At 71.1% G+C, this 23954-nt stretch carries 26 protein-coding genes and 2 pseudogenes; 9 read left to right on the top strand and 19 right to left on the bottom strand.

The features are described 5' to 3' along the window. Nucleotide 1: 1 nt before the first annotated feature. Nucleotides 2-724, top strand: a complete 723-nt coding sequence (locus tag V1634_RS21120) for a TetR/AcrR family transcriptional regulator (protein WP_331209614.1) — start codon at nt 2-4, stop codon at nt 722-724. On the opposite strand, the gene V1634_RS21115 is transcribed toward V1634_RS21120, so the two are convergent. From V1634_RS21115 to V1634_RS21090, 6 genes are all read right to left on the bottom strand, one after another. After that, nucleotides 703-1671: an NAD(P)/FAD-dependent oxidoreductase gene (locus tag V1634_RS21115; protein ID WP_331209613.1), complete on the bottom strand. Its 969-nt coding sequence runs from the start codon at nt 1669-1671 to the stop codon at nt 703-705. The two genes, V1634_RS21120 and V1634_RS21115, sit on opposite strands and share 22 nt — an antisense overlap. Nucleotides 1672-1783: 112 nt before the next feature. Then, on the bottom strand, nt 1784-2428 hold the full coding sequence (locus tag V1634_RS21110) for a rhomboid family intramembrane serine protease (protein ID WP_331209754.1): 645 nt from the start codon (nt 2426-2428) through the stop codon (nt 1784-1786). Between the two features lie 189 nt (nt 2429-2617). Continuing rightward, nucleotides 2618-3307, bottom strand: a complete 690-nt coding sequence (locus V1634_RS21105) for an aggregation-promoting factor C-terminal-like domain-containing protein (protein ID WP_331209612.1) — start codon at nt 3305-3307, stop codon at nt 2618-2620. A gap of 308 nt (nt 3308-3615) precedes the next feature. Then, nucleotides 3616-5034: a PhoH family protein gene (locus V1634_RS21100; RefSeq protein WP_331209611.1), complete on the bottom strand. Its 1419-nt coding sequence runs from the start codon at nt 5032-5034 to the stop codon at nt 3616-3618. 362 nt (nt 5035-5396) lie between these two features. After that, nucleotides 5397-5729 carry a hypothetical protein gene (locus tag V1634_RS21095; protein ID WP_107257823.1) on the bottom strand — a complete coding sequence of 111 codons (333 nt, stop codon included), beginning with the start codon at nt 5727-5729 and terminating at the stop codon, nt 5397-5399. A gap of 187 nt (nt 5730-5916) precedes the next feature. After that, nucleotides 5917-6276, bottom strand: a complete 360-nt coding sequence (locus tag V1634_RS21090; protein ID WP_101369646.1) for a hypothetical protein — start codon at nt 6274-6276, stop codon at nt 5917-5919. A gap of 264 nt (nt 6277-6540) precedes the next feature. On the opposite strand from V1634_RS21090, the gene V1634_RS21085 reads away from it, so the two are divergent. The 3 genes from V1634_RS21085 to otsB all read left to right on the top strand — a co-directional run bounded on the left by V1634_RS21085 (nt 6541) and on the right by otsB (nt 8591). Further along, entirely contained in the window at nt 6541-6981 is a 441-nt protein-coding gene (locus V1634_RS21085; protein WP_107257821.1) for a helix-turn-helix domain-containing protein, read from the top strand. A gap of 159 nt (nt 6982-7140) precedes the next feature. After that, nucleotides 7141-7512, top strand: a complete 372-nt coding sequence (locus V1634_RS21080; protein ID WP_331209610.1) for a hypothetical protein — start codon at nt 7141-7143, stop codon at nt 7510-7512. 254 nt (nt 7513-7766) lie between these two features. After that, nucleotides 7767-8591, top strand: a complete 825-nt coding sequence (otsB, locus tag V1634_RS21075; RefSeq protein ID WP_331209609.1) for a trehalose-phosphatase — start codon at nt 7767-7769, stop codon at nt 8589-8591. Nucleotides 8592-8654: 63 nt separating this feature from the next. Here the strand turns inward: otsB and V1634_RS21070 are convergent, their stop codons facing one another. From V1634_RS21070 to V1634_RS21055, 4 genes are all read right to left on the bottom strand, one after another. Continuing rightward, complete coding sequence (locus V1634_RS21070; protein ID WP_331209608.1) at nt 8655-9425, bottom strand: isoprenyl transferase; 771 nt, start codon at nt 9423-9425, stop codon at nt 8655-8657. Nucleotides 9426-9442: 17 nt separating this feature from the next. Continuing rightward, nucleotides 9443-10591 carry an NAD(P)/FAD-dependent oxidoreductase gene (locus V1634_RS21065; protein WP_331209607.1) on the bottom strand — a complete coding sequence of 383 codons (1149 nt, stop codon included), beginning with the start codon at nt 10589-10591 and terminating at the stop codon, nt 9443-9445. Between the two features lie 11 nt (nt 10592-10602). Continuing rightward, nucleotides 10603-11490 carry a hypothetical protein gene (locus V1634_RS21060; RefSeq protein ID WP_331209606.1) on the bottom strand — a complete coding sequence of 296 codons (888 nt, stop codon included), beginning with the start codon at nt 11488-11490 and terminating at the stop codon, nt 10603-10605. A 95-nt stretch (nt 11491-11585) separates the two neighbouring features. Further along, nucleotides 11586-13445 carry a phosphoenolpyruvate carboxykinase (GTP) gene (locus V1634_RS21055; RefSeq protein ID WP_331209605.1) on the bottom strand — a complete coding sequence of 620 codons (1860 nt, stop codon included), beginning with the start codon at nt 13443-13445 and terminating at the stop codon, nt 11586-11588. Between the two features lie 313 nt (nt 13446-13758). On the opposite strand from V1634_RS21055, the gene V1634_RS21050 reads away from it, so the two are divergent. The 3 genes and pseudogenes from V1634_RS21050 (at nt 13759) to V1634_RS21040 (ending at nt 15841) form a co-directional block, all read left to right on the top strand. Next, nucleotides 13759-14397: a GtrA family protein gene (locus V1634_RS21050; RefSeq protein WP_407951818.1), complete on the top strand. Its 639-nt coding sequence runs from the start codon at nt 13759-13761 to the stop codon at nt 14395-14397. Nucleotides 14398-14459: 62 nt separating this feature from the next. Continuing rightward, nucleotides 14460-14889, top strand: a pseudogene (locus V1634_RS21045) (GtrA family protein); the annotation flags it as partial. Between the two features lie 451 nt (nt 14890-15340). Then, the gene (locus V1634_RS21040) at nt 15341-15841 is read left to right on the top strand and encodes a MaoC/PaaZ C-terminal domain-containing protein (protein ID WP_331209603.1); all 501 of its coding nucleotides are present in this window, start codon (nt 15341-15343) and stop codon (nt 15839-15841) included. Nucleotides 15842-15928: 87 nt separating this feature from the next. Here V1634_RS21040 and V1634_RS21035 read toward each other — a convergent pair whose 3' ends face one another. The 3 genes and pseudogenes from V1634_RS21035 to V1634_RS21025 form a co-directional block, all read right to left on the bottom strand. After that, nucleotides 15929-16501: a PH domain-containing protein gene (locus V1634_RS21035; protein WP_331209602.1), complete on the bottom strand. Its 573-nt coding sequence runs from the start codon at nt 16499-16501 to the stop codon at nt 15929-15931. A gap of 147 nt (nt 16502-16648) precedes the next feature. After that, nucleotides 16649-16813, bottom strand: coding sequence for a hypothetical protein (locus V1634_RS35490; protein WP_369938668.1), 165 nt, complete (start codon nt 16811-16813; stop codon nt 16649-16651). 420 nt (nt 16814-17233) lie between these two features. Further along, nucleotides 17234-17659 (bottom strand): annotated as a pseudogene (locus V1634_RS21025) (biotin--[acetyl-CoA-carboxylase] ligase); the annotation flags it as partial. Between the two features lie 177 nt (nt 17660-17836). Between V1634_RS21025 and V1634_RS21020 the strand changes: the two are divergent. Then, nucleotides 17837-19429: an acyl-CoA carboxylase subunit beta gene (locus V1634_RS21020; protein ID WP_331209601.1), complete on the top strand. Its 1593-nt coding sequence runs from the start codon at nt 17837-17839 to the stop codon at nt 19427-19429. 51 nt (nt 19430-19480) lie between these two features. On the opposite strand, the gene V1634_RS21015 is transcribed toward V1634_RS21020, so the two are convergent. The 5 genes from V1634_RS21015 to V1634_RS20995 form a co-directional block, all read right to left on the bottom strand. Continuing rightward, nucleotides 19481-20464 (bottom strand): hypothetical protein, encoded by a 984-nt coding sequence (locus tag V1634_RS21015; RefSeq protein WP_331209600.1) that lies wholly within the window; start codon nt 20462-20464, stop codon nt 19481-19483. Continuing rightward, the gene (locus V1634_RS21010; RefSeq protein WP_331209599.1) at nt 20457-20957 is read right to left on the bottom strand and encodes a SigE family RNA polymerase sigma factor; all 501 of its coding nucleotides are present in this window, start codon (nt 20955-20957) and stop codon (nt 20457-20459) included. The genes V1634_RS21015 and V1634_RS21010 overlap by 8 nt, the downstream gene beginning before the upstream one ends. 107 nt (nt 20958-21064) lie before the next feature. Further along, nucleotides 21065-22090, bottom strand: coding sequence for a ketopantoate reductase family protein (locus tag V1634_RS21005; protein ID WP_331209598.1), 1026 nt, complete (start codon nt 22088-22090; stop codon nt 21065-21067). 56 nt (nt 22091-22146) lie between these two features. Beyond that, entirely contained in the window at nt 22147-22887 is a 741-nt protein-coding gene (locus V1634_RS21000) for a M50 family metallopeptidase (protein ID WP_331209597.1), read from the bottom strand. Between the two features lie 42 nt (nt 22888-22929). Then, nucleotides 22930-23151 carry a winged helix-turn-helix domain-containing protein gene (locus tag V1634_RS20995; RefSeq protein WP_331209596.1) on the bottom strand — a complete coding sequence of 74 codons (222 nt, stop codon included), beginning with the start codon at nt 23149-23151 and terminating at the stop codon, nt 22930-22932. A gap of 252 nt (nt 23152-23403) precedes the next feature. On the opposite strand from V1634_RS20995, the gene V1634_RS20990 reads away from it, so the two are divergent. Next, a complete protein-coding gene (locus tag V1634_RS20990) occupies nt 23404-23592 on the top strand; it encodes a hypothetical protein (protein ID WP_331209595.1) in 189 nt (62 codons plus the stop codon). Nucleotides 23593-23674: 82 nt separating this feature from the next. On the opposite strand, the gene V1634_RS20985 is transcribed toward V1634_RS20990, so the two are convergent. Beyond that, on the bottom strand, nt 23675-23935 hold the full coding sequence (locus tag V1634_RS20985; RefSeq protein ID WP_331209594.1) for a hypothetical protein: 261 nt from the start codon (nt 23933-23935) through the stop codon (nt 23675-23677). Nucleotides 23936-23954 lie beyond the last annotated feature (19 nt).

Genomic DNA, 23954 nt, shown 5'->3' with positions numbered 1-23954 from the left:
CATGTCCGCACCATCGATCCGGGCCCGGGTCCGCGCCGAGATGATCGAGGAGATCAAGACGGTCGCCCGGCGGCACCTCGCGACCGAGGGCGGCAACCTCTCGCTCCGGGCCGTCGCCCGGGACCTCGGCATGGTCTCGTCAGCCGTCTACCGGTACTTCCCCAGCCGGGACGCGCTGCTCACCGTGTTGATCGTCGAGGCGTACCAGGCGCTCGGTGACGCGGCCGAGGCGGGTGACGCGGCGGTTGACCGGCACGACCTGCGCGGGCGCTGGCTGGGGGTGAGCCACGCCGTACGGGCCTGGTCGCTGGCGCACCCCGCCGAGTACGCGCTGCTGTACGGCAGCCCGGTGCCCGGCTACGCCGCCCCGGCCGAGACCGTCGTCCCGGCCCAGCGGGTGGTCTTCGCGCTGGTCGAGATCATGGTCGACGGGGCCGCCGCCGGCCGGCTCGCCCCACCCGACGCCACCCCCGTGCCATCCCCGGTCCGCGCCGACCTGGCCCGGCTGCTCCAGCAACGTCCCGGCGCGCTCACCGAGGAGCAGCTCGTCCGCTGCATGGCCGCCTGGAGCCAGCTCTTCGGCCTGGTCAGCTTCGAGGTGTTCGGCCGGCTCGCCCAGGGGGTGGTGGAGAACTACGAGGCGTACTTCGACCACCAGATGCGGCTGATGGCCGACCTGGCCGGCCTACCCGACGAGCCGGGTCAGCCCGCGTCGGAGGAGTGACCGGGGAAGAGGTGCGCGGCCGGGTTGATCACCACGGCGGCGTTGTTCACCGCCGTCGCCGCCTCGCCGAAGCCGGTGGCGATCAGCCGGACCTTGCCCGGATATTCGGTGATGTCACCGGCGGAGAAGACCCTGGGCAGGTTGGTGACCATGGTGCTGTCGACCCGGATGTGTCGCTTGTCGAGGTCGAGCCCCCACTCGGTCAGCGGGCCGAGGTCGGCGGTGAAGCCCAACGCGGCCACGACGGTGTCGACCGGAATCGTCTCGGTCGGACCACCCTTGACGGCGATCTCCGCCCCGGTCACGGCGCCCTCGCCGTGCAGCGTCGTCACCTCGGCGTTGACCACGATGCGTACCGGCAGCTCGCGTACCCGGTCGACGGTCGCGGCGTGGGCCCGGAACTTCTCCCGGCGGTGCACCAGGGTGACCGACCGGGCCAGGGGTTGCAGTGCCAGCGCCCAGTCGAAGGCCGAGTCGCCGCCGCCGACGATCAGCACGTCGTGCCCGGCGAGATCGGCCAGGTGCGGCACGAAGAAGACGATGCCGCTGCCGACGAAGTTCTCGGCGGCCGGCAGTGGGCGGGGCGTGAAGCTGCCCAGCCCGGCGGTGACGATGATCGCGCCACAGTGCAGGATGTCGCCGTTGGCGAGGCTGAGCACCGGCTTTCCGTCCAGGTACGACAGCTTCTCAGCGCGTACCCCGAGCAGGTATTCGGGGTTGAACGACGCGGCCTGGGTGACCAGGTTGGCGACCAGGTCGCGGCCCTTGATCGACGGGAACCCGGCGACGTCGTAGATGACCTTCTCCGGGTACATCGCGGTGACCTGTCCGCCCGGCTCGGGCAGCACGTCGATGACCGCGACCGACAGTCCACGGAAGCCGGCGTAGTAGGCGGCGAAGAGCCCGGTGGGGCCGGCCCCGATTATGGCGACATCGACCTCACGCATGTGCTCACCGTCGCTCTCCGACCACGGACTGATCAACAGTTGTGCTGATCCGACCGTAGGCGGACACCAGGCATCGAAGCAATAGCCGTCCCACCCGAGGGTGTACGCAGCGTCAGGGCAGCGTCATGGTCGACTCCGACCGGTACGGGTCGTCGTCGCGGGGCCGACGCCGCCGGAAGACGATCGCGGCCACCAGGCCGCCGAGCAGCCCGAAGAGGTGCCCCTGCCAGGAGATCGGTTCGTCGGTGGGCAGTACCCCGAGCAGTTGCCAGCCGTAGAGCAGGCCGACCAGCAGTACGACGCCGAAGTTCCACCAGCTCCGTTCGACGATCCCCCGCATGAAGAGCAGGCCGAGGTAGCCGAAGACCACGCCGCTGGCCCCGACCACGATCGACTGGGGTGATCCGGTGATCCAGACACCGAGCCCGCTGACGAACATGATCAGGAGCGTGGAGTAGAGGAACCGCCGCGCCCCGGTGGCGAGTACGAAGGTGCCGAGCAGGATCAGCGGCACGCTGTTGCTGTAGAGGTGGTCGAAGCCGTGGTGCAGGAAGGGTCCGAAGAAGATGCCGTCGAGCCCGGCGATGCTCCGGGGCATGATCCCGGCGGTGGTGTCGAATCCGGCGTTCAGCCAGACGTCGAGCGCCTCGATCACGAAGAGCACCGGCACCACGGCGCACATCGCGACGAAGGCCCGGCCGAGCGCCGCGTAGAACGCTTCGGTGCCGAACCTGTTCGGGTCGTTGCCGCGGGACATCGGGTCGAACGTCACCCTCAAGTTGCTATCAGCTTCCCGCGCCGACCGCCAGCGAAGCACGTCGAGGGGGCGGAAGAGCCCGCGCGAACCTCGGCGCGCTGTCGCCGGGATCTCAGACCGCTCGGCCACCGGACGGGAAGGGCGGGGGTGTGGACCGATCGTCCGGACCCCCGCCCTGCCGCGTCGCGCTCAGTACCAGCCGACGTCCTGGGAGTGTGCCCAGGCGTCACAGGGCGTGCCGTAGCGGCCCTTGATGTAGCCCAACCCCCACTCGATCTGGGTCGCCGGGCTGGTCTTCCAGTCGCTGCCGGCCGAGGCCATCTTGGTGCCGGGCAGCGCCTGCGGGATGCCGTACGCGCCGGACGACTTGTTCTCGGCCTTGTGGTTCCAGCCGCTCTCCTTCTTCCAGAGCTTGTCGAGACAGGGCATCTCGGCGAGCTTGAAGCCCTCTTCGAGCAGGAGAGCACAGCCGATCTTGCGGTTACCGCTGTATTCGTTGCACGAGGCGGGGATCGGCCCGGTGTAGGGCTTCGTGGCCTCCTCCGCCTCCTTCTTCTCCTGCTTCTCGCGTTCGCGCTTACGGCTCGCGGCCTGCTCCGCCTTCTTGGCCCGCTCCGCCGCGGCCTTGGCGACCTCGGCCGCCTTGCGGGCGGCCTCCGCCTCGGCGGCCCGCTGCTCGGCGGTGGCTCGGATGTGCGCCGCGTGCCGCTCGCGGAGCAGGTCCCACTCGGCCTGCTGCGCGTCGAACGCCGACTCGGCCTCGATGCTGTGTTGCTGTGCTTCCCGGTCTTCGCCGAGGTAGTAACCGCCGCCGACGCCCCCCAGAAGCAGGGCGACCGCGACTCCCCGGACAGCGAACCGGCTCGACAGCCGACTCACAAAGTGGTCCTCTCGTCGGGATCAGGGTCGCGGCGCACCGGAGGCGGAAGGCCCGCTGGTCACGCCGCGAGCGCCCCGGCCCGGTGGGCCGCGACCCCCGACCGACCGCTGTCCGTCGGTGCCTCCGCCCCGGGAGGAGAACTGATCTCCAGCTATGCCCCCTGGGACGTGGGCGCTCGAAGGACACCATTGCGCAAGGTGAGGCCCTTGGGAAACGGGAGACGAGATTTGTGAATTGGGTCACGGGATTTATAGGCTCAAACCAGGACAGACTACCCCGTGATTCTCGACCGTCTCGGGCTCGTCCGCTACAACGGGATGTCCTCCAGCAGGTCGGTGACCACCTCGGCGATCGGCGACCGCTCGGACCGGTTCAGGGTGACGTGGGCGAAGATCGGATGCCCCTTCAGCGCCTCGATCACCGCCGTCACACCGTCGTGCCGACCGACCCGCAGGTTGTCCCGCTGGGCGACGTCGTGGGTGAGCACCACCCGGGAGCCCTGACCCACCCGGGACAGCACGGTGAGCAGCACCCCGCGTTCCAACGACTGTGCCTCGTCGACGATGACGAAGGCGTCGTGCAGGCTCCGGCCCCGGATGTGGGTCAGCGGGAGCACCTCCAACATCCCCCGGGCCAGCACCTCTTCCATCACGTTCTCGTGCACCACCGCGCCGAGGGTGTCGAAGACCGCCTGGGCCCACGGCGACATCTTCTCCGCCTCCGAGCCGGGCAGGTAGCCGAGTTCCTGGCCGCCGACGGCGTAGAGCGGGCGGAAGACGATGACCTTCTTGTGCCGGCGCCGCTCCATCACCGCCTCCAGGCCGGCGCAGAGCGCCAGCGCGGACTTGCCGGTGCCGGCCCGGCCGCCGAGCGAGACGATGCCGATCGACTCGTCCAGCAGCAGTTCGAGCGCGATCCGCTGCTCGGCCGAGCGGCCGCGCAGCCCGAACGCCTCCCGGTCACCCCGGACCAGCCGTACGGTCTTGTCCGGCACCACCCGGCCGAGCGCCGAGCCGCGCGGCGAGTGCAGTACCAGGCCGGTGTGCGTGGGCAGTCCGGCGGCGGTGTCCACGTCCAGCGCCGCGCCCTCGTAGAGCTGGTTGACCTGCTCCTCGGCCAGCTCCAGCTCGGCCATGCCGGTCCAGGTCGGATCGCTGGCCTGGCCGTGCCGGTACTCGTCGGCGGTCAGCCCCACCGACGCGGCCTTGACCCGTAGCGGCATGTCCTTGCTGACCAGCGTGACCGGCTGCCCCTCGGCGGCCAGGTTGAGCGCGACCGACAGGATCCGGGTGTCGTTGGACTCGGTACGGAACCCCGGCGGCAGTACGCCGTCGTCGGCGTGGTTCAGCTCCACCCGCAGCGTGCCGCCCGAGTCGTTCGCCGGTACCGGTTGGTCCAGCCGGCCGTGCTTCACCCGCAGCTCGTCGAGCATCCGCAGCGACTGCCGGGCGAACCAGCCCAGTTCCGGATGGTGGCGCTTCCCCTCCAGCTCCGAGATCACCACGAGTGGCACCACCACCTCGTGTTCGGCGAACCGGTGGAAGGCACCGGGGTCGGAGAGCAGCACCGAGGTGTCCAGGACGTACGCCCGGGGTCCTGGTGCGGGCTCCGCACTGGCGGCCGGCTCGGCCGTCCGGGTACGGCGTCCGCTCCTGGCCCGGCCCGGGGTCTTGGTGGCGGCCGGGTTCTGCTCGTCGGCCCGAGGGGTGGTACGGCGATTCGTCACAGGCCTGCTCCGGCGGGTGTGCACCCGTCCACCCGCGTTCCGCCTCGTCCGGTGCCCGGAGACACGGGGTCGGATGCGGGCCCCGTGGCACGTGCAGTCGCAGAGTCCGGGCCGGCCGGCTGGCTCGGGACGACCCCGTGCCATGGGTAGACGCTAACCGGGAGATGCCAGCTTGGGCTAGGGCGGGCGGCTGTGCGACATCGCACGGCGCCGGACGGCGGACCGGCCGGGATGCATGCCCCCTGCGCGCATCCCGGCCGGTGGGATCACCGTCACCGGTCTGACGTGATCCCGACGGTGCGGATCCTCACGGACCAGCGCACCGTGCTCGCGGGTGACCGCTCACCCCACCGCGCCGCCGGTCAGGCGTTCCTGACGGCGAGGGCGTCGGTGGAGTGCCGTCCGCCGTTGGTCGCGGTCCCCGCGAAGGAGGCGCCCGTATACGTCGTTCCCTGACCTACGACGGTGTGGGCGATGTGCGGTGTGGTGGGTGATGGCACCGCCAACACCGAGGCGATGGCCGCCTGCGCCTCCCTACGTCGACGGTTCCAGGCCCCCCGGTCCCCGTCGAAATATCCCTGCCGGTAACCGAACCGGTAACCGAGCCGGTAGCTGAGCTGGCCGTGCAGCCGTCCGGCCGCATAGCTGGCCGAGACGAGCAGGAGCAGGAGGAAGACCACGAAGAACGGACTCACCGTGTCTCCTCGCACCGCTCGCCGACGCCAGGTCGCCCGCCGGGGCCGCAAGTCCGGGGCCTGAGCCGGCCGGTTCGCTGGTAACTCTCGCTCACCCGATCTCCTCGCTCCGCTCGTCGCTGTCCTTCAGTTCCACACCCGACCGGTCGCCGGTCGGGTCACTTCTCCTCGGGCCGGAGGAGCCGGGTCACTTCTCCTCCGGGTCGGAGGAGGTCGGGTCGAAAGAGGTGGGATCGGTGATGAGCAGCCGGTCGAGATCCTCCGTGCTCACCTCCTCGACCAGCTCGACGCTGATCCGGCAGCCGTCCAGCACGACCTCGGCGACCGAGGCGCGCCGGATCTCGCCGCCGGCGTCGTACACCCGGACGCTCAGCTCCGGGCAGCCGAGGTGGGTACGCCAGGAGTTCCACTCCGCACGGTCGCCGACGTTGAGCGAGAGGTAACGGCAGCCGCGTGCCAGGTAGAGCCGCCATGGCGCACTGAGACCGGCGGCGACGCCGTCGGCGATCAGACCGAATGCCTGGGCCCGGGTTGCTAGTTCGGTCACCGGACTCCTCCAGTCGCGAGGGTGTCACCCTCACGAGCACGAAACGTCTCATGCACGAGACAAACGGTAGGGCGTATCGTACGCGTGACAGTATCAGCTTTTCGTCTGATTACCCCCACACCTACGTACACCTATTGTTGCCACGTGATACCCCTCGACACAAGCAAGAGCACCGCGCGCCGGAAAAGTGAGCCGTTGTCACGCACGCAGTACAGGCTCGCCGCAGTCCCCCCGAAGGCGGGTGGCTGGCCGTACCGTCACCGGGTGCCGGACCGCGCCCACGGACGGAAGATCGCGTTCGCTGCCTTCGTACGCAAGGCACTCGACGACGCCCGCACCACCCGCGCCTGGACCGGCACCGAGGTCTCCCGGCGGACCGGTGTGTCCCGCCAGACCATCAACCGCTGGGTACGCGGCGAGTGGGCCAGCGACCCCGAGGCGGCCCGGGTGGTCGCGTTCTGCGAGGGCCTGGGGCTGGATCCGAGTGTCGCGTTCGGAGTGCTCGGCTGGGACCGGGCCACCCCGTCCCGCCCGGCGCCGAGCGCCCCGCCGATGGATCCGGACGTCGAGGCGCTGCTGCGCCGGCTGGTCGACCCTAACGTCTCGGACGCGGAGAAGTTCCACATTCGAGAGACCATCCGCTATCTGGCGTATCGCCCGCCTCTGCCGCTGGAAGTCCGAAAAGGGCGGAAGCAAGCTGGTTAGTTACTCAGATGGCGCAACTTCGCGCATGAGTCCCATCCAATCAGCTCCAGGAATCAATCAGTCGCGCTAACGTCCCTCTTCGTACTGCTTGGGCTCGTCGTCGGCGGGGGGACGGGACAAGGCCGAATTCAGCCCTGCGGGACAGAAGGAGGGTCAGCCATGACCCTGAAGTGGATGGCTGTCGTTGTCGCGGCGGTCTCCCTGACCTTGTGCGTGACCGCGAACGTCGTGGTCGGGACGGTGCACGGCGGCGACCCGGTGCCGTTCCTGGTGAACGTGCTCGCCATCGCCGCCACCGGTACCGCCATCGTGCTGGCCGTCGTCGCCGATCTCCACGAACGGCTCAACGCCCGGATCACCGCACTCACCGAGTTCCTGATCGCCCGACTGAACGAGCTCGACCGCAACACCGGAGACCACAACACCGGGTTCGTCGAGGGCTACCTGCTGAGCCGCAACCAGGACTCGGCTGTGGTGCCGATCGGGCCCCGACTGCACGGCCGCCGGGCGATGCTCGGCGGCGACGACTGAGGTTCGGCCGGGCGCCACAACAGGCCCGACCGCACCGAGGGTCGGCCCCGGGCCGGGACGCCCGAGCCGACCAGCGCGGCGACGAGGGGAGATCGCCGCAGCACCGCCGGCCGGTTGCCGTGCCAGCCACCGGCGGATCCGTACCGACACCGTCGACGGGTTGCCACCGCGAGGATCGAGGTTGCCGCCTCGACGAGTGAGACGTTTTCGCTTCGACGTCTGCGGTGGCAACCCGCCGGGGTACGCTGACGCCCGTGCGGCCGATCAACACGGGGGGCGAACCCTCGACCCGTTCTCTGACTGCCGAGCAGGCATGGCGGGCGACCGCCGAGCGGGTCGGGCGGTGTGTCCTGTTCTTCGACTTCGACGGCACCCTCGCCCCGGTCCGGGACGATCCGACCACCGTCGAGCCGGCTCCGAAGGCGCTGGCCGCGATCACCGCGCTCACCGAGGTGGTGCAGCGGGTGGCCATCGTCTCGGCCCGGCCGGTGGAGTTCCTCCGGGACCGGTTCGCCGGCGCTCCCGGCGTCGACCTCTACGGCCTCTACGGGCTGGAGCACCTGCACGCCTCGGGCGAGACCGTCACCGTGGAGGCGGCACTGCCGTTCGTGCCCACCATGGCCGAACTCGCCGACCGGGCCCGGGCCGAGCTGCCCGAGGGCACGCTGGTGGAATACAAGCGGCTCTCCGTCGCCCTGCACTACCGGACCGCGCCGCACCTGGCCGAGCAGGTCGAACGCTGGGGGCGGGACCAGGCCGACCGGCTGGGCCTGCGGGTGCAGGTCGGCCGGATGGTGCTGGAGTTGAAGCCGCCGGTCGACCGGGACAAGGGAATGGTGATCGACGAGGCGGTCCGGGACGCCGGCTGCGCGTGGTATTTCGGCGACGACGTCTCGGACATCAAGGCGTTCGCCGCCCTGCGCGCCCGCGAGGCGGTCGATCCGGACTTCTTCGGCGTCTGCGTCGCCGTGGCGAACCCGGAGACCGGCGACGAGGTCTCCACCGCCGCCGACCTGAACATCGAGTCCCCGGAGGCCCTCGGCGACTTCCTCACCGAGGCCCTGCACCGGCTCACCTGACCCGCGCCGCAGACCGCCGCGCCACCCCGGTGGCCCGGCGCCCGGTGGGCCCGGCGGCGCCGGCTATGCGCCGTAGCGGCGTTGCCGGTTCGCGTACGACCGCAGCGCGCGCAGGAAGTCGACGTGCCGGAAGTCCGGCCAGTTCAGCTCGCAGAAGTAGAACTCGGAGTGCGCCGACTGCCAGAGCAGGAAACCGGAGAGGCGCTGCTCGCCACTGGTCCGGATCACCAGGTCCGGATCGGGCTGCCCACGGGTGTAGAGGTGCTCGGCGATGTGCTCCACGTCGAGCACCTCGGCGAGTTCCTCGATGGTGCCGCCGGACGCCGCGTGCTCGTAGAGCAGGGACCGGACCGCGTCGGCGATCTCCCGCCGGCCGCCGTAGCCGACCGCGATGTTGACCTGCGCCCCGCCGACCCGGTCCTGGGTGCGCTCCTGCGCCGACTTCAGCGTGATCGCGGTCTGCGCCGGCAGCAGGTCGAGCGCGCCGACCATCCGCAGCCGCCAGGGGTTGCCCTCCTCGGCCAGCTCGACCACCAGGTCCTCGATGATCTGCACCAGCGGGTCCAGCTCGCTGGCCGGCCGGCGCAGGTTGTCGGTGGCCAGCAGATAGAGCGTGACGTGCCCGATCCCGGCCTGGTCACACCAGCCCAGGACATCTTTGATCTTGGCTGCGCCGACCCGGTGCCCGTCGTTGGGGTCGACGTACCCCATCTCCCTGGCCCAGCGCCGGTTGCCGTCGCACATCACCCCGACATGCTTCGGCACGGGTTTACCGGCGAGCTTCGCCGTCAGACGGCGCTCATACACCGAGTAGATCAGGTCGCGCAGACTCATCCCTTGCAGCGTACCGATCAGAGTCGACGACGGAAGTGCCGCCCGGCCGAACCGACCACCGCACCGGCGACCCTGGTCAATGTCCGGGCGTCCAGCCGGCCGTCACCCAGGCCCAGCTCGACCAGCGTCCGGAAGACCTGGGCGTCCCGTTCGGCGGCCCGGACCACCCCGTCCACCACCGGCGCCCGGCGCGCCAGCCAGGCCACCGCCGAGCTGTCCCGCAGGTGAGCGCCGAGCCGCGACCGCAGCGCGGCGGCGTACCGGTCGGCGGCGGCGTGCGGTGCCGTGGCAGCGGCCGCCCCGGCCAGCGCACCGGAGAGCACCGCATAGAAGATCCCCTCGCCGGTGAACGGGTTGACCAGCGACAACGCGTCACCGGCCAGCACGATCCGGCCCCGGCCCGGCGCCGGACGGCGGGTGGAGAGCGGCAGGTGGTGCGCGCGCAGCCCGGTGACGGCCGCCGGGTCGATCTCGGGAAGCAGCGCCGCCAACCGGTCCAGCAGCTCGGTCCGGCGCAGCGGGCGGCCGGCCAGCACCTCGCCGTACCCGACGTTCGCCCGCCCGTCCCCGATCGGGAACGCCCAGGCGTAGCCCGGCCAGTGCGTCGCCGAGGTGACGATCCGCTGCTCGGCCGGGCCGGCGGGGACCGGGGCGTACCCCCGGATGGCCAGCCCCAGATGCCCGTCGGGATTCGGTCCGTGCCCCAGCGCCCGCCGGACCACCGAACCGGCGCCGTCGGCGCCGACCACGGCGCGGGCGGCGATCGTACCGTCGATCAGCACCAGGCCGTCGGAGCGCTCGATCCGCCGGACCGCGTGCCGGCGCAGCTCCGCGCCGGCCGCGAGCGCCGCCGCGACCAGCCGGGCGTCGAAGACCCGGCGAGGCACCGTGTACGCCGGCCGGGGCAGCCGCCGCGCCACGCTCCCGCCACCGGGCGCCACCAGCCGCAGCGCCGGCACCGGCCGATAACCGGCGACCGGGTCGGAAACCCCCAGTTCGGCGAGTACGTCGAGCGCGTGCGCGGCGATCCCGTCCCCGCACGCCTTGTCCCGAGGAAAATCGGCCCGGTCCAGCAGCAGTACCCGCGCTCCGGCCCGGCTCGCCGCCACCGCGGCACTGGCCCCGGCCGGCCCGGCACCCACCACCGCGACGTCGACGGTCTCCACCGCGGATCAGCTCAGCCCGGCCGGGCCACGGCGGGAACCGGGCCCGAGGAGTCGGCCCGGGCCGCCCGGTCGGCCCGGCGCAGCGCGTAGAGGGTCAGCCCGGCGGCCACCACCAGCGGCACACCGTCCCGGACCAGGCCGTCGACTCCGAGCAGCAGCCAGCAGAACGCCAGGTCGACCGCGACCACCGCCACGCTGACCACCACCAGCAGCCCGCTCGCCCAGGTCTTGCCCCGGAGCAGGAAGAAGGTGCAGAACAGCACCGCGTAGCTGACCCCGACGCCGATGCCGAACCACAGCACCAGGGTAGGCACCGCGAGCAGCCGGCCGTCGAGAATCGTGCCGACGGCCACCAGACAGGGCACCAGGGTCAACGGCCCGTACGTGAACGCGGCGACCCGGGCGGTGAGCAGCCAGCCGGTGACCGGCGGCCGGCGCGGGGTGACCTCCCGCCAGGAGATGCCCCGCCGGTCGACGACCAGCCGGCTCGGGTGCCGGACCAGGTACTCCCGCAGCGCCGGCGACCGGTAGAGCAGCCAGACGACGGCCACGCAGAGTACGGCCAGTACGGCGAAGCCGAGCACTCCGGGCAGCGCGGGTACGCCGGCCCGGGGGACGATCAGCCGGCCGACCGCGAAGACCGTGGTCACCGCGAGGATCAGTCCGAGCGGGCGGGCACCGGCCCGGCCCCGCCGGACGTGCCGGATCAGGATCAGGAAGCCGAGGGTGCGCAGCAGCGCCCAGCCGCTGCGTACCGCCAGCCCGAAGCCGCGGTCGTCGGCGTACCACCAGTTGAGCGCGTCGACCGCGACGGTGGCCGCCGCGGTCGCGGCGAGCAGCCAGGTCAGCGCGCGGACGGCGGACGGCCGCCGGACCTCGGTCGCGGCGGCCGTCGTCATGCCGTCGATGATGCCCGCCGGGCGCCACCCGCACACCTGCAAGGAAGGGCCCCCGCTTATCGTTTTCTGTTGTACAGGGGGCCCTTCCTCACACCTCAGGGCTGGTTGGCGCCGACCCGGGTCGCCTCGTCGTCGAGCCGGGCCCGCAGGGCGTCCAGCTCGGCCCAGAGCACGCCGGGCAGCTTGTCACCGAACTTCTCGAACCACTCGGTGATCATGGGCAGTTCGTCGCGCCACTCCTCGACGTCGACCCGGGTCGCGATCCGCAGGTCCTCCGGGCTCATGTCCAAGCCGTCGACGTCGAGCGCGTCCGGGGCCGGTACGAACCCGATCGGCGTCTCGACCGCCTCGGCCCGGCCCTCCAGGCGCTCGACGATCCATTTCAGCACCCGGGAGTTCTCGCCGAAGCCGGGCCAGATGAAGTCGCCGTCGGCGTTCTTACGGAACCAGTTGACGTAGTAGATCTTCGGCAGCTTCGACTCGTCGCCGTCGGCGCCCTTGCCCATCTCGATCCAGTGCCGGAAGTAGTCCCCGCCGTGGTAGCCGATGAACGGCAGCATCGCCATCGGGTCCCGGCGGACCACGCCGACCTCGCCGGAGGCGGCGGCGGTGGTCTCCGAGGAGAGCGTCGCTCCCATGTAGACACCGTGCACCCAGTCCCGGGCCTCGGTGATCAGCGGGATGGTGTCCTTGCGCCGCCCGCCGAACAGGATGGCGTCGATCGGTACGCCGTTCGGGTCGTTGAACTCGTCGGCGACGATCGGGCACTGGAGCAGCGGCGTGCAGAACCGGCTGTTGGCGTGCGAGGAGAGTTCCCCGCTCTCCGGGGTCCAGTCCCGGCCCTTCCAGTCGATGAGGTGGGCCGGCGGTTCGCTCATCCCCTCCCACCAGATGTCACCGTCGTCGGTCAGCCCGACGTTGGTGAAGATGGAGTTCCCCAGGTCGATGGTGCGCATCGCGTTGGCGTTGGTCTTCCAGCCGGTGCCGGGCGCGACACCGAAGAGGCCGTACTCGGGGTTGACCGCGTAGAGCCGGCCGTCCGGGCCGAACTTCATCCAGGCGATGTCGTCGCCGATCGTCTCGACCTTCCAGCCCGGGATGGTCGGCTCCAGCATCGCCAGGTTGGTCTTGCCGCAGGCGGACGGGAAGGCGCCGGCGATGTAGTGCACCGACCCTTCCGGCGAGGTCAGCTTCATGATGAGCATGTGCTCGGCGAGCCAGCCCTCGTCCCGGGCCATCACGCTGGCGATCCGCAGCGAGTAGCACTTCTTGCCGAGCAGCGAGTTGCCGCCGTAGCCGGAGCCGAAGGACCAGATCTCCCGGGTCTCCGGGAAGTGCGAGATGTACTTGGTGTCGTTGCACGGCCATGCCACGTCCGACTGGCCCGGCTCCAGCGGAGCGCCGACCGAGTGCAGCGCGTGCACGAAGTCCGCGTTCTCCCCCATCCCGGCCAGCACCTTCGTGCCCATCCGGGTCATGATGCGCATGCTCGCCACGACGTACGGGCTGTCGGTGATCTCGACGCCGAACATCGGCTGTTCCGCCTCCAGCGGACCCATGCAGAACGGAATGACGTACATGGTGCGTCCGCGCATCGAACCCCGGTAGAGGTCGGTCATGATGCGCTTCATCTCGGCCGGGGCCATCCAGTTGTTGGTGGGGCCGGCATCGGACTCGTCGACCGAGCAGATGAAGGTACGGTCCTCGGCCCGGGCCACGTCGCCGGGATCGGTACGCCCCCAGAACGAGTTCGGCTTACGGGCCGGATCCAGGCGTACGAGGGTGCCGGCGTCGACCAGTTCGTCGGTGATGCGGCGCCATTCCTCGTCCGAGCCGTCGACCCAGACCACCTGGTCGGGACTGGTGAGTTCGGCTACCTCTTTGACCCAGGCGAGTAGTTTCGGATGGCTTGTCGGAGCTTGATCGAGACCCCGGATAGTAGCCGGAGCGGCCATGACAGTTCTCCTTTGGTCGACGCTGACCGATTGCAGGGCGTGCGGTGCCGAACAGACCGGCGACCGCGTCGCCTTGTGAAAGCCTGGGATTTCCGTCAGCGTAAACCGAGCCGGCGTTCGGGGCAGCGAGACTGGTTGTGAAGAACTGCACAAGATGCGGTCGGGCTGCGGTAAGGCGGTTCTTTCCTCGCTCCCACGCGCAGTTTCACGCAAATCCTTCAGGGCAACCGCATTGCGTCACGGCATCCTCACAGTGGTCAGTGACGCCAGGTGACCCGGAGGTCACATCAGACCCTCCGTTCGCCCAAACCGCATGCCCGCCACCCGAGCCGGGACGGGGTCCGGCATCGCGAGTCGCCGGTTGCGGCCCGTGAGGACGACCGGCAACCGGTACGCTGAAGCCGTGTCCTCGACCGCCACCGGCGAACAGCCCTCCCCGCCGGATGCGCGGCGCGGCGTGATTCGCACCCTTCTGGACCGGTTCGGTCATCTGATCCATGAGCTGGGCAAGTTCGGCACGGTCGGCGGGGTGGCCTTCGTGGTCGACTTCGTGCTGTTCAACTACGCCAACGCGAGCCTCGGCTGGGAGACCCTCACCGCGAAGACGTTCTCCACGGTCATCGCCGCGACCGTCGCCTTCGTCGGCAACCGGTTCTGGACCTGGCGGCACCGGGAACGCTCCGGCATGGCCCGCGAATACTCGCTCTACTTCTTCTTCAACGCCGTCGGCCTGGGCATCGGGCTGGCCTGCCTGGCCATCAGCCACTACGGGCTCGGCAGCATCTGGCCGGGCGTGTTCAAGTCGCTGGTCGCCGACAACATCGCGGCCAACTTCGTCGGCGCGGCGCTGGGCACCTTCTTCCGGTTCTGGTCCTACCGCCGGTTCGTCTTCGTCGGCCCGGCGGCCGTCGACGCACCGGACGTGATCACACAGAGTCACAAGAGGCAGTGACCGGCAACCCACCTCCGTCCGGTCGGCGCACCCGGCGCCCAGATCTGCCCTAAGGTGGTCGAATGCGTTTCGCCCGTCTGTTGCCCGAACGCTGGCAGAAGTTCCTGCGTGAGGTGCTGAAATTCGGTGCCGTCGGGGGTTTGAACGCCGCCATCAACTACGCGGTGTTCAACGCGTTGGCGCTCACCGTGTTCGCCGACGGGCAACTGAAGGCGAATGTCATCGCCACGGTCGTCGCCACCGTCTCGTCCTATCTGATGAATCGGCACTGGACCTACCGGGACCGGCCGAAGTCGGCAATGCGCCGCGAGTACGCCCTCTTCTTCCTCTTCAACGGGGCCGGGCTGGCCATCGAGCTGGGCGTGCTGGCCCTGGCCAAGTACGGGTTCGGCATCAGCAGCCTGCTGGCGCTCAACCTCGCCAAGACGGTCGGCGTCGGACTCGCCACCGTCTTCCGGTTCTGGTCCTACCGCACCTTTGTCTTCCGGAAATCCCCGAACATGGCATTCGTCCCGGTCGAGGGCGGTGCGGTGGGCAAGACGACCGCCCCCGGGCGGGCCGCCGAGCTGGATGACGACTTCCTGGCCGAACTCGACCCGGTCGCCGAACTCGCCGAGGCGGTCGGCGAGCTGACCGGCCCCCACCCTGCCGACGCCCAGGCCGCCAACGGCGGCCAGGGCGTGGGTCCGGAGACCGGAGTACCCGACGACACGGCCACGCCCGCCACGAACGGGGCCACACCCGCCACGAACGGGGCGCGCCCGGCCACGAACGGAGCCACACCCGCCACGAACGGGCGGCGAACCGGCGTCGGAGCGCCGGACGGCTCCGCCCAGCCACTCGAGGTCCAGTTCGCCGAGACCATCGACGCCGCGCTGGAGACCGAACTCGCCGCCGAGCTGAACGCCGCGCCCCGGCGTTCGTCAGCCCGCTGAGCGGCGCGGTGAGCCGCTCGGGTACCGGCGCGCCCGCCGAGCTGTTCTTCGAGGATCTGACGCCTGGCCGCTCCTTCGACCTCGGGGTCACCGTCGTCGACGGGCGGGAGATGGTCGACTTCGCCCGGCGGTTCGACCCGCAGTGGTACCACGTCGACGAGGAGTTGGCCCGGCGCAGTCATCACGGCGGACTGATCGCCAGCGGCTTCTTCACGGTCAGCCTCTTCATGCGGGCGTACGTCGACCACGTGCTCGCCCGGGCCGCCGGGGACGCCTCACCCGGGCTGGAGGAGCTGCGCTGGCTGGCCCCGGTCCGCGCCGGTGACCGGCTGGCGACCCGGCTGACCGTACTCGGCAGCAAGCCGTCGGTCGCGCGGCCCGGCTTCGGGACCGTCACCCTGACCGCCAGCATGGACCGGCTGGACGCACAGGGCCAACCGGACCGCGAGGTGCTGCGTACCCGTTTCCGGGGCTGGTTCGTCATGCGGGAACCGCTGCCACCGGGCTGACCTGCCCGAGCCGCAGCGCCCTGGCCCGAGCGGAAGGGCCCCGGCCCGGCCGCGCGGAGCGGCTCGGGTTCCCGGGGCCCTCGGACGTTACTTCGACTCTTCGCGCAGCGGCTTGCCCTCGGCCATGTCGGCCATGATCTCGCGCATCTCGCCGTCACCGAGCGAGTGCTTGTCGTGGTTGGCCTCCACGAGCTCGTAGAGCATGGTCTGCACCCGCTCCACGCCCGGGATGTCCTCCAGCACCGACTGGCCCCGCTCGCCGGCCGACTCGATGGTCAACGTGCCGCAGCCGAGCAGTCGCTCGAGAAACTTCTGGCTCATCGAGTGGTCGTTGATCCGGCCGAGCGGAATGTCCCGGCGGTCGCGGGAGAAGACGCCCTTCTGCAACAGCACCCGCTCGTTGGTGAACAGATAGTGCGTGGTCCGCCAGACCAGGTACGGCCGGACGCTCAACCAGACCACCAGCACCAGCGCCACCGCCGCGATCACGTAGCCGAGCACGGTGCCGGCACCGGTCGACGGCAGCAGGACGAGGCCGGCGACCACGGCGGCAACGGCCAGGACCAGCACCACGACCGGTCGGATCAACGCCTTCCAGTGTGGGTGCAGGTGCGCTACGACATGCTCGTCCTGGGTGAGCACGTCCTCAGGGAAAGCCACCCCATCCTCCTCGTCCATAACCGAATGTCCGCGGTGACCGTAGCGGTTCCGCGCCACCGCCGTGGTATCCGGTATCGACTCTTTACCGACAGTCGGGCGGATCGCCGTCGGCACGGCAGCGGCGCCCCGGCCGGGCCCCGCTGACGGTCAACGCAGGTGCAGGACGTCACCGGCGGCGACCCGGCGCTCGCCGTCGGCGGTGGCGAGCACCAGTTGCCCGTCCGGGTCGACCGTGCTGGCGGTGCCGACAAGTTCGTCGCCGGCTGGCAGCAGTACCCGTACCTCGCGGCCGAGGGTGGCGCAGTTGCGCACGTACGCCTCGTGCAGGCCGCAGGCGGCGGCGTCGCCACCGGCGGTCCGCCAGCGGCCGTACCAGCGGTCGATCCCGCGCAGCAGCGCCCGCAGCAGCGGGTCACGGTCGGTGGCTGCCGCACCGGCCAGTTGCAGCGAGGTGGCCGGCAGCCCGGTCGGGTTGACCGGCAGTTCGTCGGCGCGCACCGTCACGTTGACGCCCAGGCCGAGCACCACCCCCGGGTCCCCCGCACCGGCCTCGGAGACCGCCTCGGCCAGGATCCCGGCGGCCTTCGCCTCGCCGTTCGGCCGGCCGCCCGCCGCACCGGTCGGCCGCCCCTGCGCGTCCCCCGGATCCGGGAACCGGCCCGCTTCGTCCGGGGACCGGTCTGCATCGTTCGGGGATCGCTCGGCGGGGCGGCCGTTGCGCGGGCCGGCCCAGAGCAGGAGATCGTTCGGCCACTTCAGCGCCGAGTCCAGCTCGGCCAGCAGGTCCACCGCCTCCACCAGGGCGACACCGGCCAACAGGGGCAGCCAGCCGTACCGGGGTGGTGGCACCGCCGGCCAGTCCCGGTCGGGTGCGGCCAGCCCGGGCCGGAGCAGCACGCTGACCGCGAGCCCGGCCCGGGCCGGCGACTCCCAGGTACGCCCGCGCCGGCCCCGCCCCGCGGTCTGCCGCTCGGCGACCACCACCAGCCCTTCCGGCTCGCCCGCCCGGGCGGCCTCGGCCGCGTCGGCGTTCGTCGATCCGGTCTCGCGGTGCAGCACCAGCCGGGTCCAGAGGCTCTCCGGTGTGATCAGGGCCCGCCGGAGCCGCCGCGCGTCGAGCGGCGGACGGTCCAGGTCGGTGTACGGCGATCCCGGCATCAGCCCAGCGTACGGGTCCGGCCTCCCGGTGCGGGCCCTACCGTCGCGGCCGGGTCCTCCCGCCGGTCGCCAGCCGGGCTCCTCCCCTGGACCATCGGGTCGCGGGGCCGGGTGGTGCGGCACACGCCCCGCCACCGGGCGGTGGCCGGGGCGCCGGCCGTCGTTACGATCGCGAACGTGACTGGGCAGCCGAGCACCACCGACGTCGACCCCCACAGCACCGCCGGCCGCCTGGCGGACCTGGACCGCCGGGTCGACGAGGCGGTGCACGCCGGTTCGGCCCGGGCGGTGGAGAAACAGCACGCCCGGGGCAAGAAGACCGCCCGGGAGCGGATCGAGCTGCTTCTCGACCCGGGTTCCTTCGTCGAGCTGGACGGGCTGGCCCGGCACCGGTCGACCAACTTCGGGCTGGACCGCACCCGCCCGTACGGTGACGGCGTGGTGACCGGGTACGGCACCGTCGACGGCCGGCAGGTCTGCGTCTTCGCCCAGGACTTCACGGTCTTCGGCGGCTCCCTCGGCGAGGTCTTCGGCGAGAAGATCGTCAAGGTGATGGACCTGGCGATGAAGATCGGCTGCCCGGTGATCGGCATCAACGACTCCGGCGGCGCCCGGATCCAGGAGGGCGTGGTCAGCCTCGGCCTCTACGGCGAGATCTTCTTCCGCAACGTCCGCGCCTCCGGGGTGATCCCGCAGATCTCGCTGGTGATGGGACCCTGCGCGGGCGGGGCCGTCTACTCCCCGGCGGTCACCGACTTCACCGTGATGGTCGACCAGACCTCGCACATGTTCATCACCGGCCCGGACGTGATCAAGACGGTGACCGGTGAGGACGTCGCGATGGAGGAGCTGGGCGGGGCGCGTACCCACAACACCCGCAGCGGCAACGCGCACTACCTGGCCACCGACGAGGACGACGCGATCGACTACGTCAGGGCGCTGCTGTCGTACCTGCCGAGCAACAACCTCGACGAGTCACCGGTCCTCGACGCCCCGGCCGAGCTGGAGGTCACCGACTTCGACCGGGAGCTGGACACGCTGATCCCGGACTCGGCGAACCAGCCGTACGACATCCGCCAGGTGATCGAGCACGTTCTCGACGAAGGGGAGTTCCTGGAGGTCCAGCCCCTCTACGCGCAGAACATCGTGGTCGGCTTCGGTCGGGTCGAGGGGCGGCCGGTCGGGGTGGTGGCGAACCAGCCCATGCACTTCGCCGGCTGCCTGGACATCGCCGCCTCCGAGAAGGCCGCCCGGTTCGTCCGCACCTGCGACGCGTTCAACATCCCGGTACTCACCTTTGTGGACGTACCCGGGTTCCTGCCCGGTACCGGCCAGGAGTGGGACGGCATCATCCGGCGGGGCGCCAAACTGATCTACGCGTACGCCGAGGCCACCGTCCCGAAGGTCACCGTGATCACCCGGAAGGCGTACGGCGGGGCGTACGACGTGATGGGTTCCAAGCATCTCGGCGCGGACCTCAACTTCGCCTGGCCGACCGCGCAGATCGCGGTGATGGGCGCGCAGGGCGCGGTGAACATCCTCTACCGGGGCGAGCTGGCCGCCGCCGAGGATCCGGCCGCCGTCCGGGCCGAGAAGATCCGGGAGTACGAGGACACCCTCGCCAACCCCTATGTGGCGGCCGAGCGCGGCTACGTCGACTCGGTGATCCGGCCGGCGGAGACCAGGAGCCAGATCGTGCGCGGGCTGCGGATCCTCCGCACCAAGCGCGAGACGCTGCCGGCGAAGAAGCACGGCAACATCCCGCTCTGACCGCGCTGCTCCGCTCTGACCGCGCTGCTCCGCGCACCCTCGTCCGGCCTCTCAGCAGGGCGGGTTCACGGCCTCGCAGAGCCGGACGGCGGCGCGCCGGGTCAGCGCCTCGGCCCGCTTCGGGTCCGGCGCCTCGTCGACCCGGTCCACCGTGGCGACCAGGTCGCCGACCCGGACGACTCCGACCAGCCGGCTGGCGGGACCGTCCACCACCGCCGAAGTGTCCTGCCGGCGGACCGTGGTCCGCCAGTCCAACAGCACCGACTCGTCCCCGGCGAAGCCCTCGGCAAGGAGCCGCCAGCGGTGCTCCGCGTCGACGGCAAGTCCGCGGCCGTCGACCTCGATCGCCCCGGACGTGCGGTATTCGGCGCAGAGGTCGGGCACCGCACGGGCGTCCGCGAAAACCTGCCGGGCCGCATCGGGGAAGAGCCGGAAAACCCGCTCGTGTACGACCGGCGCGCCGCTGTGCGGGTCACCGGGTACCGTCGGCGGCTGCTGCACGGTGTGCCGGCGGACCATCCGGGCCAGCCCGTCGTAGCGGTCGCGTAGCGCGTACCCGGAGCAGCCCAGCGGCACGGTCGCGTCGACCACCTCCACCACCGTGTCCAGCCGCACATCCTCCCGCTCCACCACCAGCCCCGGCCCGACGTCCTCGGGTTGCAGCAGTGCCGACGCCGGGATGGCGACCGGATCCGGCGACGGCACCGGGGCCGAAGGTCCGGCCAGCGGCGGCTGCCCCCCGGCCGGCAGCGGCCGTGGCCCGTACCGTTCGACGGCCACGACCGAGCCCGACGCGACCACGACGAGCACCGCGACCGTCCCGACCAGCGACCGGATTCGATTACGCCGCCGGGCCCGCGCCCGGATCTCCTCGGGCGCGAGCCAGCGCACCGCGGCGATCTCCTCGGCGATCCGGTCCGCCAGGTCCGGCCCCACCCCGGCCGACAGGTCCGCCAGCGGGCCGGTCGACCGACCCGTCGGCGGATCGGACCGGTATCCGGGCTGGGCGACGCGGGTGGACATCAAATCAGGCATCGGCGACCTCCTCCAGATCCACGACCGTCAGCAGGCCGGCCAACGCCGCCCGGCCACGGGCCAGCCGGGCCTTCACCGTGCCGACAGGGGCACCGGTCTCCCGGGCCACCTCGGCGACCGGCAGGCCGAGCAGGTAGTACAGGGCGATCGCGGTACGTTGCTCCTCCGGCAGCCGACGGAGCGCGGCGACCACCTCGATCGTCTCGGTACCCGGCGCCGGGGTGTCGGGCGGCAACCCGTGCCGCAGGTACGCCCGGCTCCGGCTGCGCAGGCTGCGCCAGCGGCTGATCGCCACCCGGGCGGCCACCACCCGCACCCACGCCTCCGGATCGGCGTACCCGCGCACCCGCGACCAGCGCTGCCACGCCCGGATGTACGCCTCCTGGACGGCGTCCTGGGCTTCGCCCAGGTCACCGGTCAACAGATAGACGTACCCGAGCAGCCGTTGCCGGCTCCCCCGGTAGAACTCGTCGAAGTCGTCGACGTCGGGCACCTGCGACCTCCCCTGCCGGACATAGCCAATACGCCTGGGCCCGGGGGTGCGGTTGCGGGTCGGACGGAACTATTGGCAGCGGCCCCGGCTCAATTTGGCCGGACCGGTCAGCTCAGTTCGGCGATCGGGAACTCGCCGGCCGGGATGTGTTCGCGTACCGCCCGGCGCATCGCCCGCTGCACTGCCGCGTTGGCCGGGGTCGGCACGCCGTGCAGCCGGCCGAGCAGCACGATCTCGCCGTTGAGGTAGTCGGTCTCGGCCGATCCGGCGTCCCGGGCGAGGCTCTGCCAGGTCGAGCCGCCCTGCCGGGGCTGCCCGGCCACCGGTACCGCCTCGACCCGGTCGCCGCGCTCGGCGGCCTCCTCCGCCCGCGAGGTGTAGCCGATCCCGGCCGCGTCGAGCACCGCCTCACCCTCGGCCAGTACCGCCGCGAGCAGCTCGGCCGCCCGGGCCGCCCGCCCGTCGGCGGCTCCGGGCGCGGTGCCGCCGACCGAGAGGCCGAGGAGCGCCTGGACGCCGTTGCCGAGGTTGCGCAGCAGCTTGCCGTACTTCCAGCGCATCACGTCGTCCCGGACCGGGGCGAGGATCCGGGCCGCCGCCAGGTCCGCGCTGATCCGGTGCGCGAGGTCGTCGGAGCCGTGCGGGAAGGCGCCGAGATGCAGCATGCCCGAGTACGGGTGGCCGCTGGCGACGACCCGTCCGGGTTCGAGGTGGGTCGCCGGCAGCCAGACGCAGACCGGATAGACCCGGTCGAAGAGCCGGGCGGCGGCGCGTTCGTTGGCCACCCCGTTCTGCGCGGTCAGCAGCGGCAGCCGCTGTGCCGCCGTACCACCGCCCTGGACCGGGAGGTCGGCCCAGCTCCGGAGCGCGGCCTCGGTGTCCTGCGACTTCACCGTCAGCACCAGCACGGTGTCCGGAGTCAGCGGCTCGCCGGTTTTCTCGGAGGCGGGGTCGCCGATGGCGGGGAGTCGGGAGACGTACTCGCCGTCCGGGGCGCTCAGGGTCAGCCCGTGCGCCCGGATCACCTCCAGGTGGGCACCCCGGGCCACCAGGGTCACGTCCCGACCGGCCTCGCCGAGCCGTACCCCGATGGTGCCGCCGACCGCGCCAGCGCCGATGATCACGTAACGCATCTCGTCCCCTGTTTCCTCGGCCGATCGGCGTGGTCGGTCGCCGGCCGATCCGCTGGTCAGCCGGGCAGGCCGGTGGAGCTCAGTATCGGGCCGGTGAGCAGGGCGGCTCCGGCCAACAGGGCGATCAGGTTGACCGCGCCGAAGACCCCGACCCAGACCAGGCCCGGTACCCGGGTCAGCCAGGCGAGTTGGTCGGCGTCCGACTGCGGCAGTTGCCCCCGCCGCCGCAGGGTCTGGAGTTCGCCCACCGGCCGTACGCCGCCGAGCAGCAGGAACCAGACCCCGGTGTACGCGAACGCCGCCTGCACCTCCGGTGACGCCATCCAGGAGACCCCGAGTACGACCCCGGTGGTGACCACGATCGAGATGATGCCGAAGACGTTGCGAATCATCACCAGCATGGCGAGCAGCAGGGCGACCGCGACCCAGAGCAGCAGGGTGATCCTGTTTCCGCCGAGTACCCAGGCACCGGCCAGCCCGATCAGTGATGGTGCCAGATAGCCGGCGAGCAGGGTGAAGACCATCCCGGGACCGGTGGGTCGACCAGCCGACAGGGTCAGCCCGGAGGTGTCCGAGTGCAGCCGGATGCCCTGGAGACGACGTCCGGTGAGTACGGCCGCGAGCGCGTGCCCGCCCTCGTGCGCGATGGTGATGGCGTTGCGGCCGACCCGCCAGGGCAGCCGGGTGACCACCACGGTGAGGGCCACCAGCCCGGTGATCAGGACCAGCAACGGGGGTGGGTCGGGCTGCGCCCCGAAGAGCTTGTCCCAGAGGTCTGTCAAGCCGTCCACTGACATCCGAGCGAGCCTAGCTCACGTCGTCGCTGCCCAGCGGGCTGCCTACTTCTCACGCTCGACGACGAAGACGCCCAACCCCGGGTGCCCCTGCACCAGGCCCTTCGCCTTGAGCCAGCTGATCGCACCACGCACCACGGTGACGGAGACACCGTATTGGGCACGCAGCTCTGCGGTGCTCGGCAACTGGTCGCCAGGTGCCAGCTCTCCCGATTCGATCTGTTCGGTGAGGTCGTTGATGATCTTCTGTGTCTTCGACGTGGGCACAATCCGCTCCCTGGTCCGCGGGTGCTATTTGATCACGGCGAACCGGGCAACTACAAGCATCCAGAGGCATCAGGGTGCATATGGTCTTGCCTTGCTTTACCTTATGCATTAAGTTACGGAAGGCCGATTTCTCCCTGGTCCGCAACCTGGTAGGTCGGTCTCCCGCGCGGCGGCTCGTCTCCCTCCGACAGCCCGGCGAGCCGTCGCGCGCCCCGCAACCGCCGGAGGTCCGCAATGGAACGCGACCGCTCCATGGCAATCGTCGAACGACATCGCCCGGCGCCACTGTGGCGACTGCTCGGCATGTGGCGCTGTGTCGCGTGCCGGCGTCGCTGGCCCTGTCCCCGCTACCGCGACGTCCGCAGCAGCCTGCTCGCGCACGACCGGCACGACATCGCGGAAGTGGCGCGCCGACTCAACAGCCGCTGGCCGCGCCCCTGACACGAGTTAGCGGCAGCGGGACCTGTCATCACCTCTCCGGTCGATAACTGATCCGGCTGCCGCTATCCCTCGTTGTCCAGTCTCAGCGGAACTGCGCGGCGGAGCCCGCCTGCGCCCGGCCCGTCGTCGGCATGGCGACCCGGGCTGGCACCGGCGTCCGGTTCTGCACGCCTCGCCGCAGCAACAACCAGGCGCCGACCGTAGCGACGGCCACGGTGACGACGCTCGCGAGCGCAATCAGCGCGACCATTCCGACGCTCGCCACCAGCAGGGCGAGATCGCCGATCGCAACCAGCATCCACAGTGCAATGCTGGGCTTCGTCGCATGATGTCGGGAACGCATCAGTCGTACCTCCTTCCGT

It is taken from the genome of Plantactinospora veratri (assembly GCF_036421995.1).
In the GTDB taxonomy this organism is placed as follows: domain Bacteria; phylum Actinomycetota; class Actinomycetes; order Mycobacteriales; family Micromonosporaceae; genus Plantactinospora; species Plantactinospora veratri.
The sequence above is the reverse complement of the archived record's forward strand: the minus strand, read 5'-3'. Positions and strand labels throughout refer to the sequence as shown.

Excerpts from the sequence above, each read along its gene's own strand:
- V1634_RS21055 (WP_331209605.1), bottom strand. The coding sequence starts at position 13,445 with ATGGCCGCTCCGGCTACTATCCGGGGTCTCGATCAAGCTCCGACAAGC.
- V1634_RS21050 (WP_407951818.1), top strand. The coding sequence starts at position 13,759 with ATGCCCGCCACCCGAGCCGGGACGGGGTCCGGCATCGCGAGTCGCCGG.
- V1634_RS20985 (WP_331209594.1), bottom strand. The coding sequence starts at position 23,935 with ATGCGTTCCCGACATCATGCGACGAAGCCCAGCATTGCACTGTGGATG.
- V1634_RS20990 (WP_331209595.1), top strand. The coding sequence starts at position 23,404 with ATGGCAATCGTCGAACGACATCGCCCGGCGCCACTGTGGCGACTGCTC.
- V1634_RS21015 (WP_331209600.1), bottom strand. The coding sequence starts at position 20,464 with ATGCCTGATTTGATGTCCACCCGCGTCGCCCAGCCCGGATACCGGTCC.
- V1634_RS21060 (WP_331209606.1), bottom strand. The coding sequence starts at position 11,490 with ATGACGACGGCCGCCGCGACCGAGGTCCGGCGGCCGTCCGCCGTCCGC.
- V1634_RS21070 (WP_331209608.1), bottom strand. The coding sequence starts at position 9,425 with ATGAGTCTGCGCGACCTGATCTACTCGGTGTATGAGCGCCGTCTGACG.
- V1634_RS21110 (WP_331209754.1), bottom strand. The coding sequence starts at position 2,428 with ATGTCCCGCGGCAACGACCCGAACAGGTTCGGCACCGAAGCGTTCTAC.
- V1634_RS21005 (WP_331209598.1), bottom strand. The coding sequence starts at position 22,090 with ATGCGTTACGTGATCATCGGCGCTGGCGCGGTCGGCGGCACCATCGGG.
- V1634_RS21120 (WP_331209614.1), top strand. The coding sequence starts at position 2 with ATGTCCGCACCATCGATCCGGGCCCGGGTCCGCGCCGAGATGATCGAG.
- V1634_RS21000 (WP_331209597.1), bottom strand. The coding sequence starts at position 22,887 with ATGTCAGTGGACGGCTTGACAGACCTCTGGGACAAGCTCTTCGGGGCG.
- V1634_RS21080 (WP_331209610.1), top strand. The coding sequence starts at position 7,141 with ATGACCCTGAAGTGGATGGCTGTCGTTGTCGCGGCGGTCTCCCTGACC.
- V1634_RS21115 (WP_331209613.1), bottom strand. The coding sequence starts at position 1,671 with ATGCGTGAGGTCGATGTCGCCATAATCGGGGCCGGCCCCACCGGGCTC.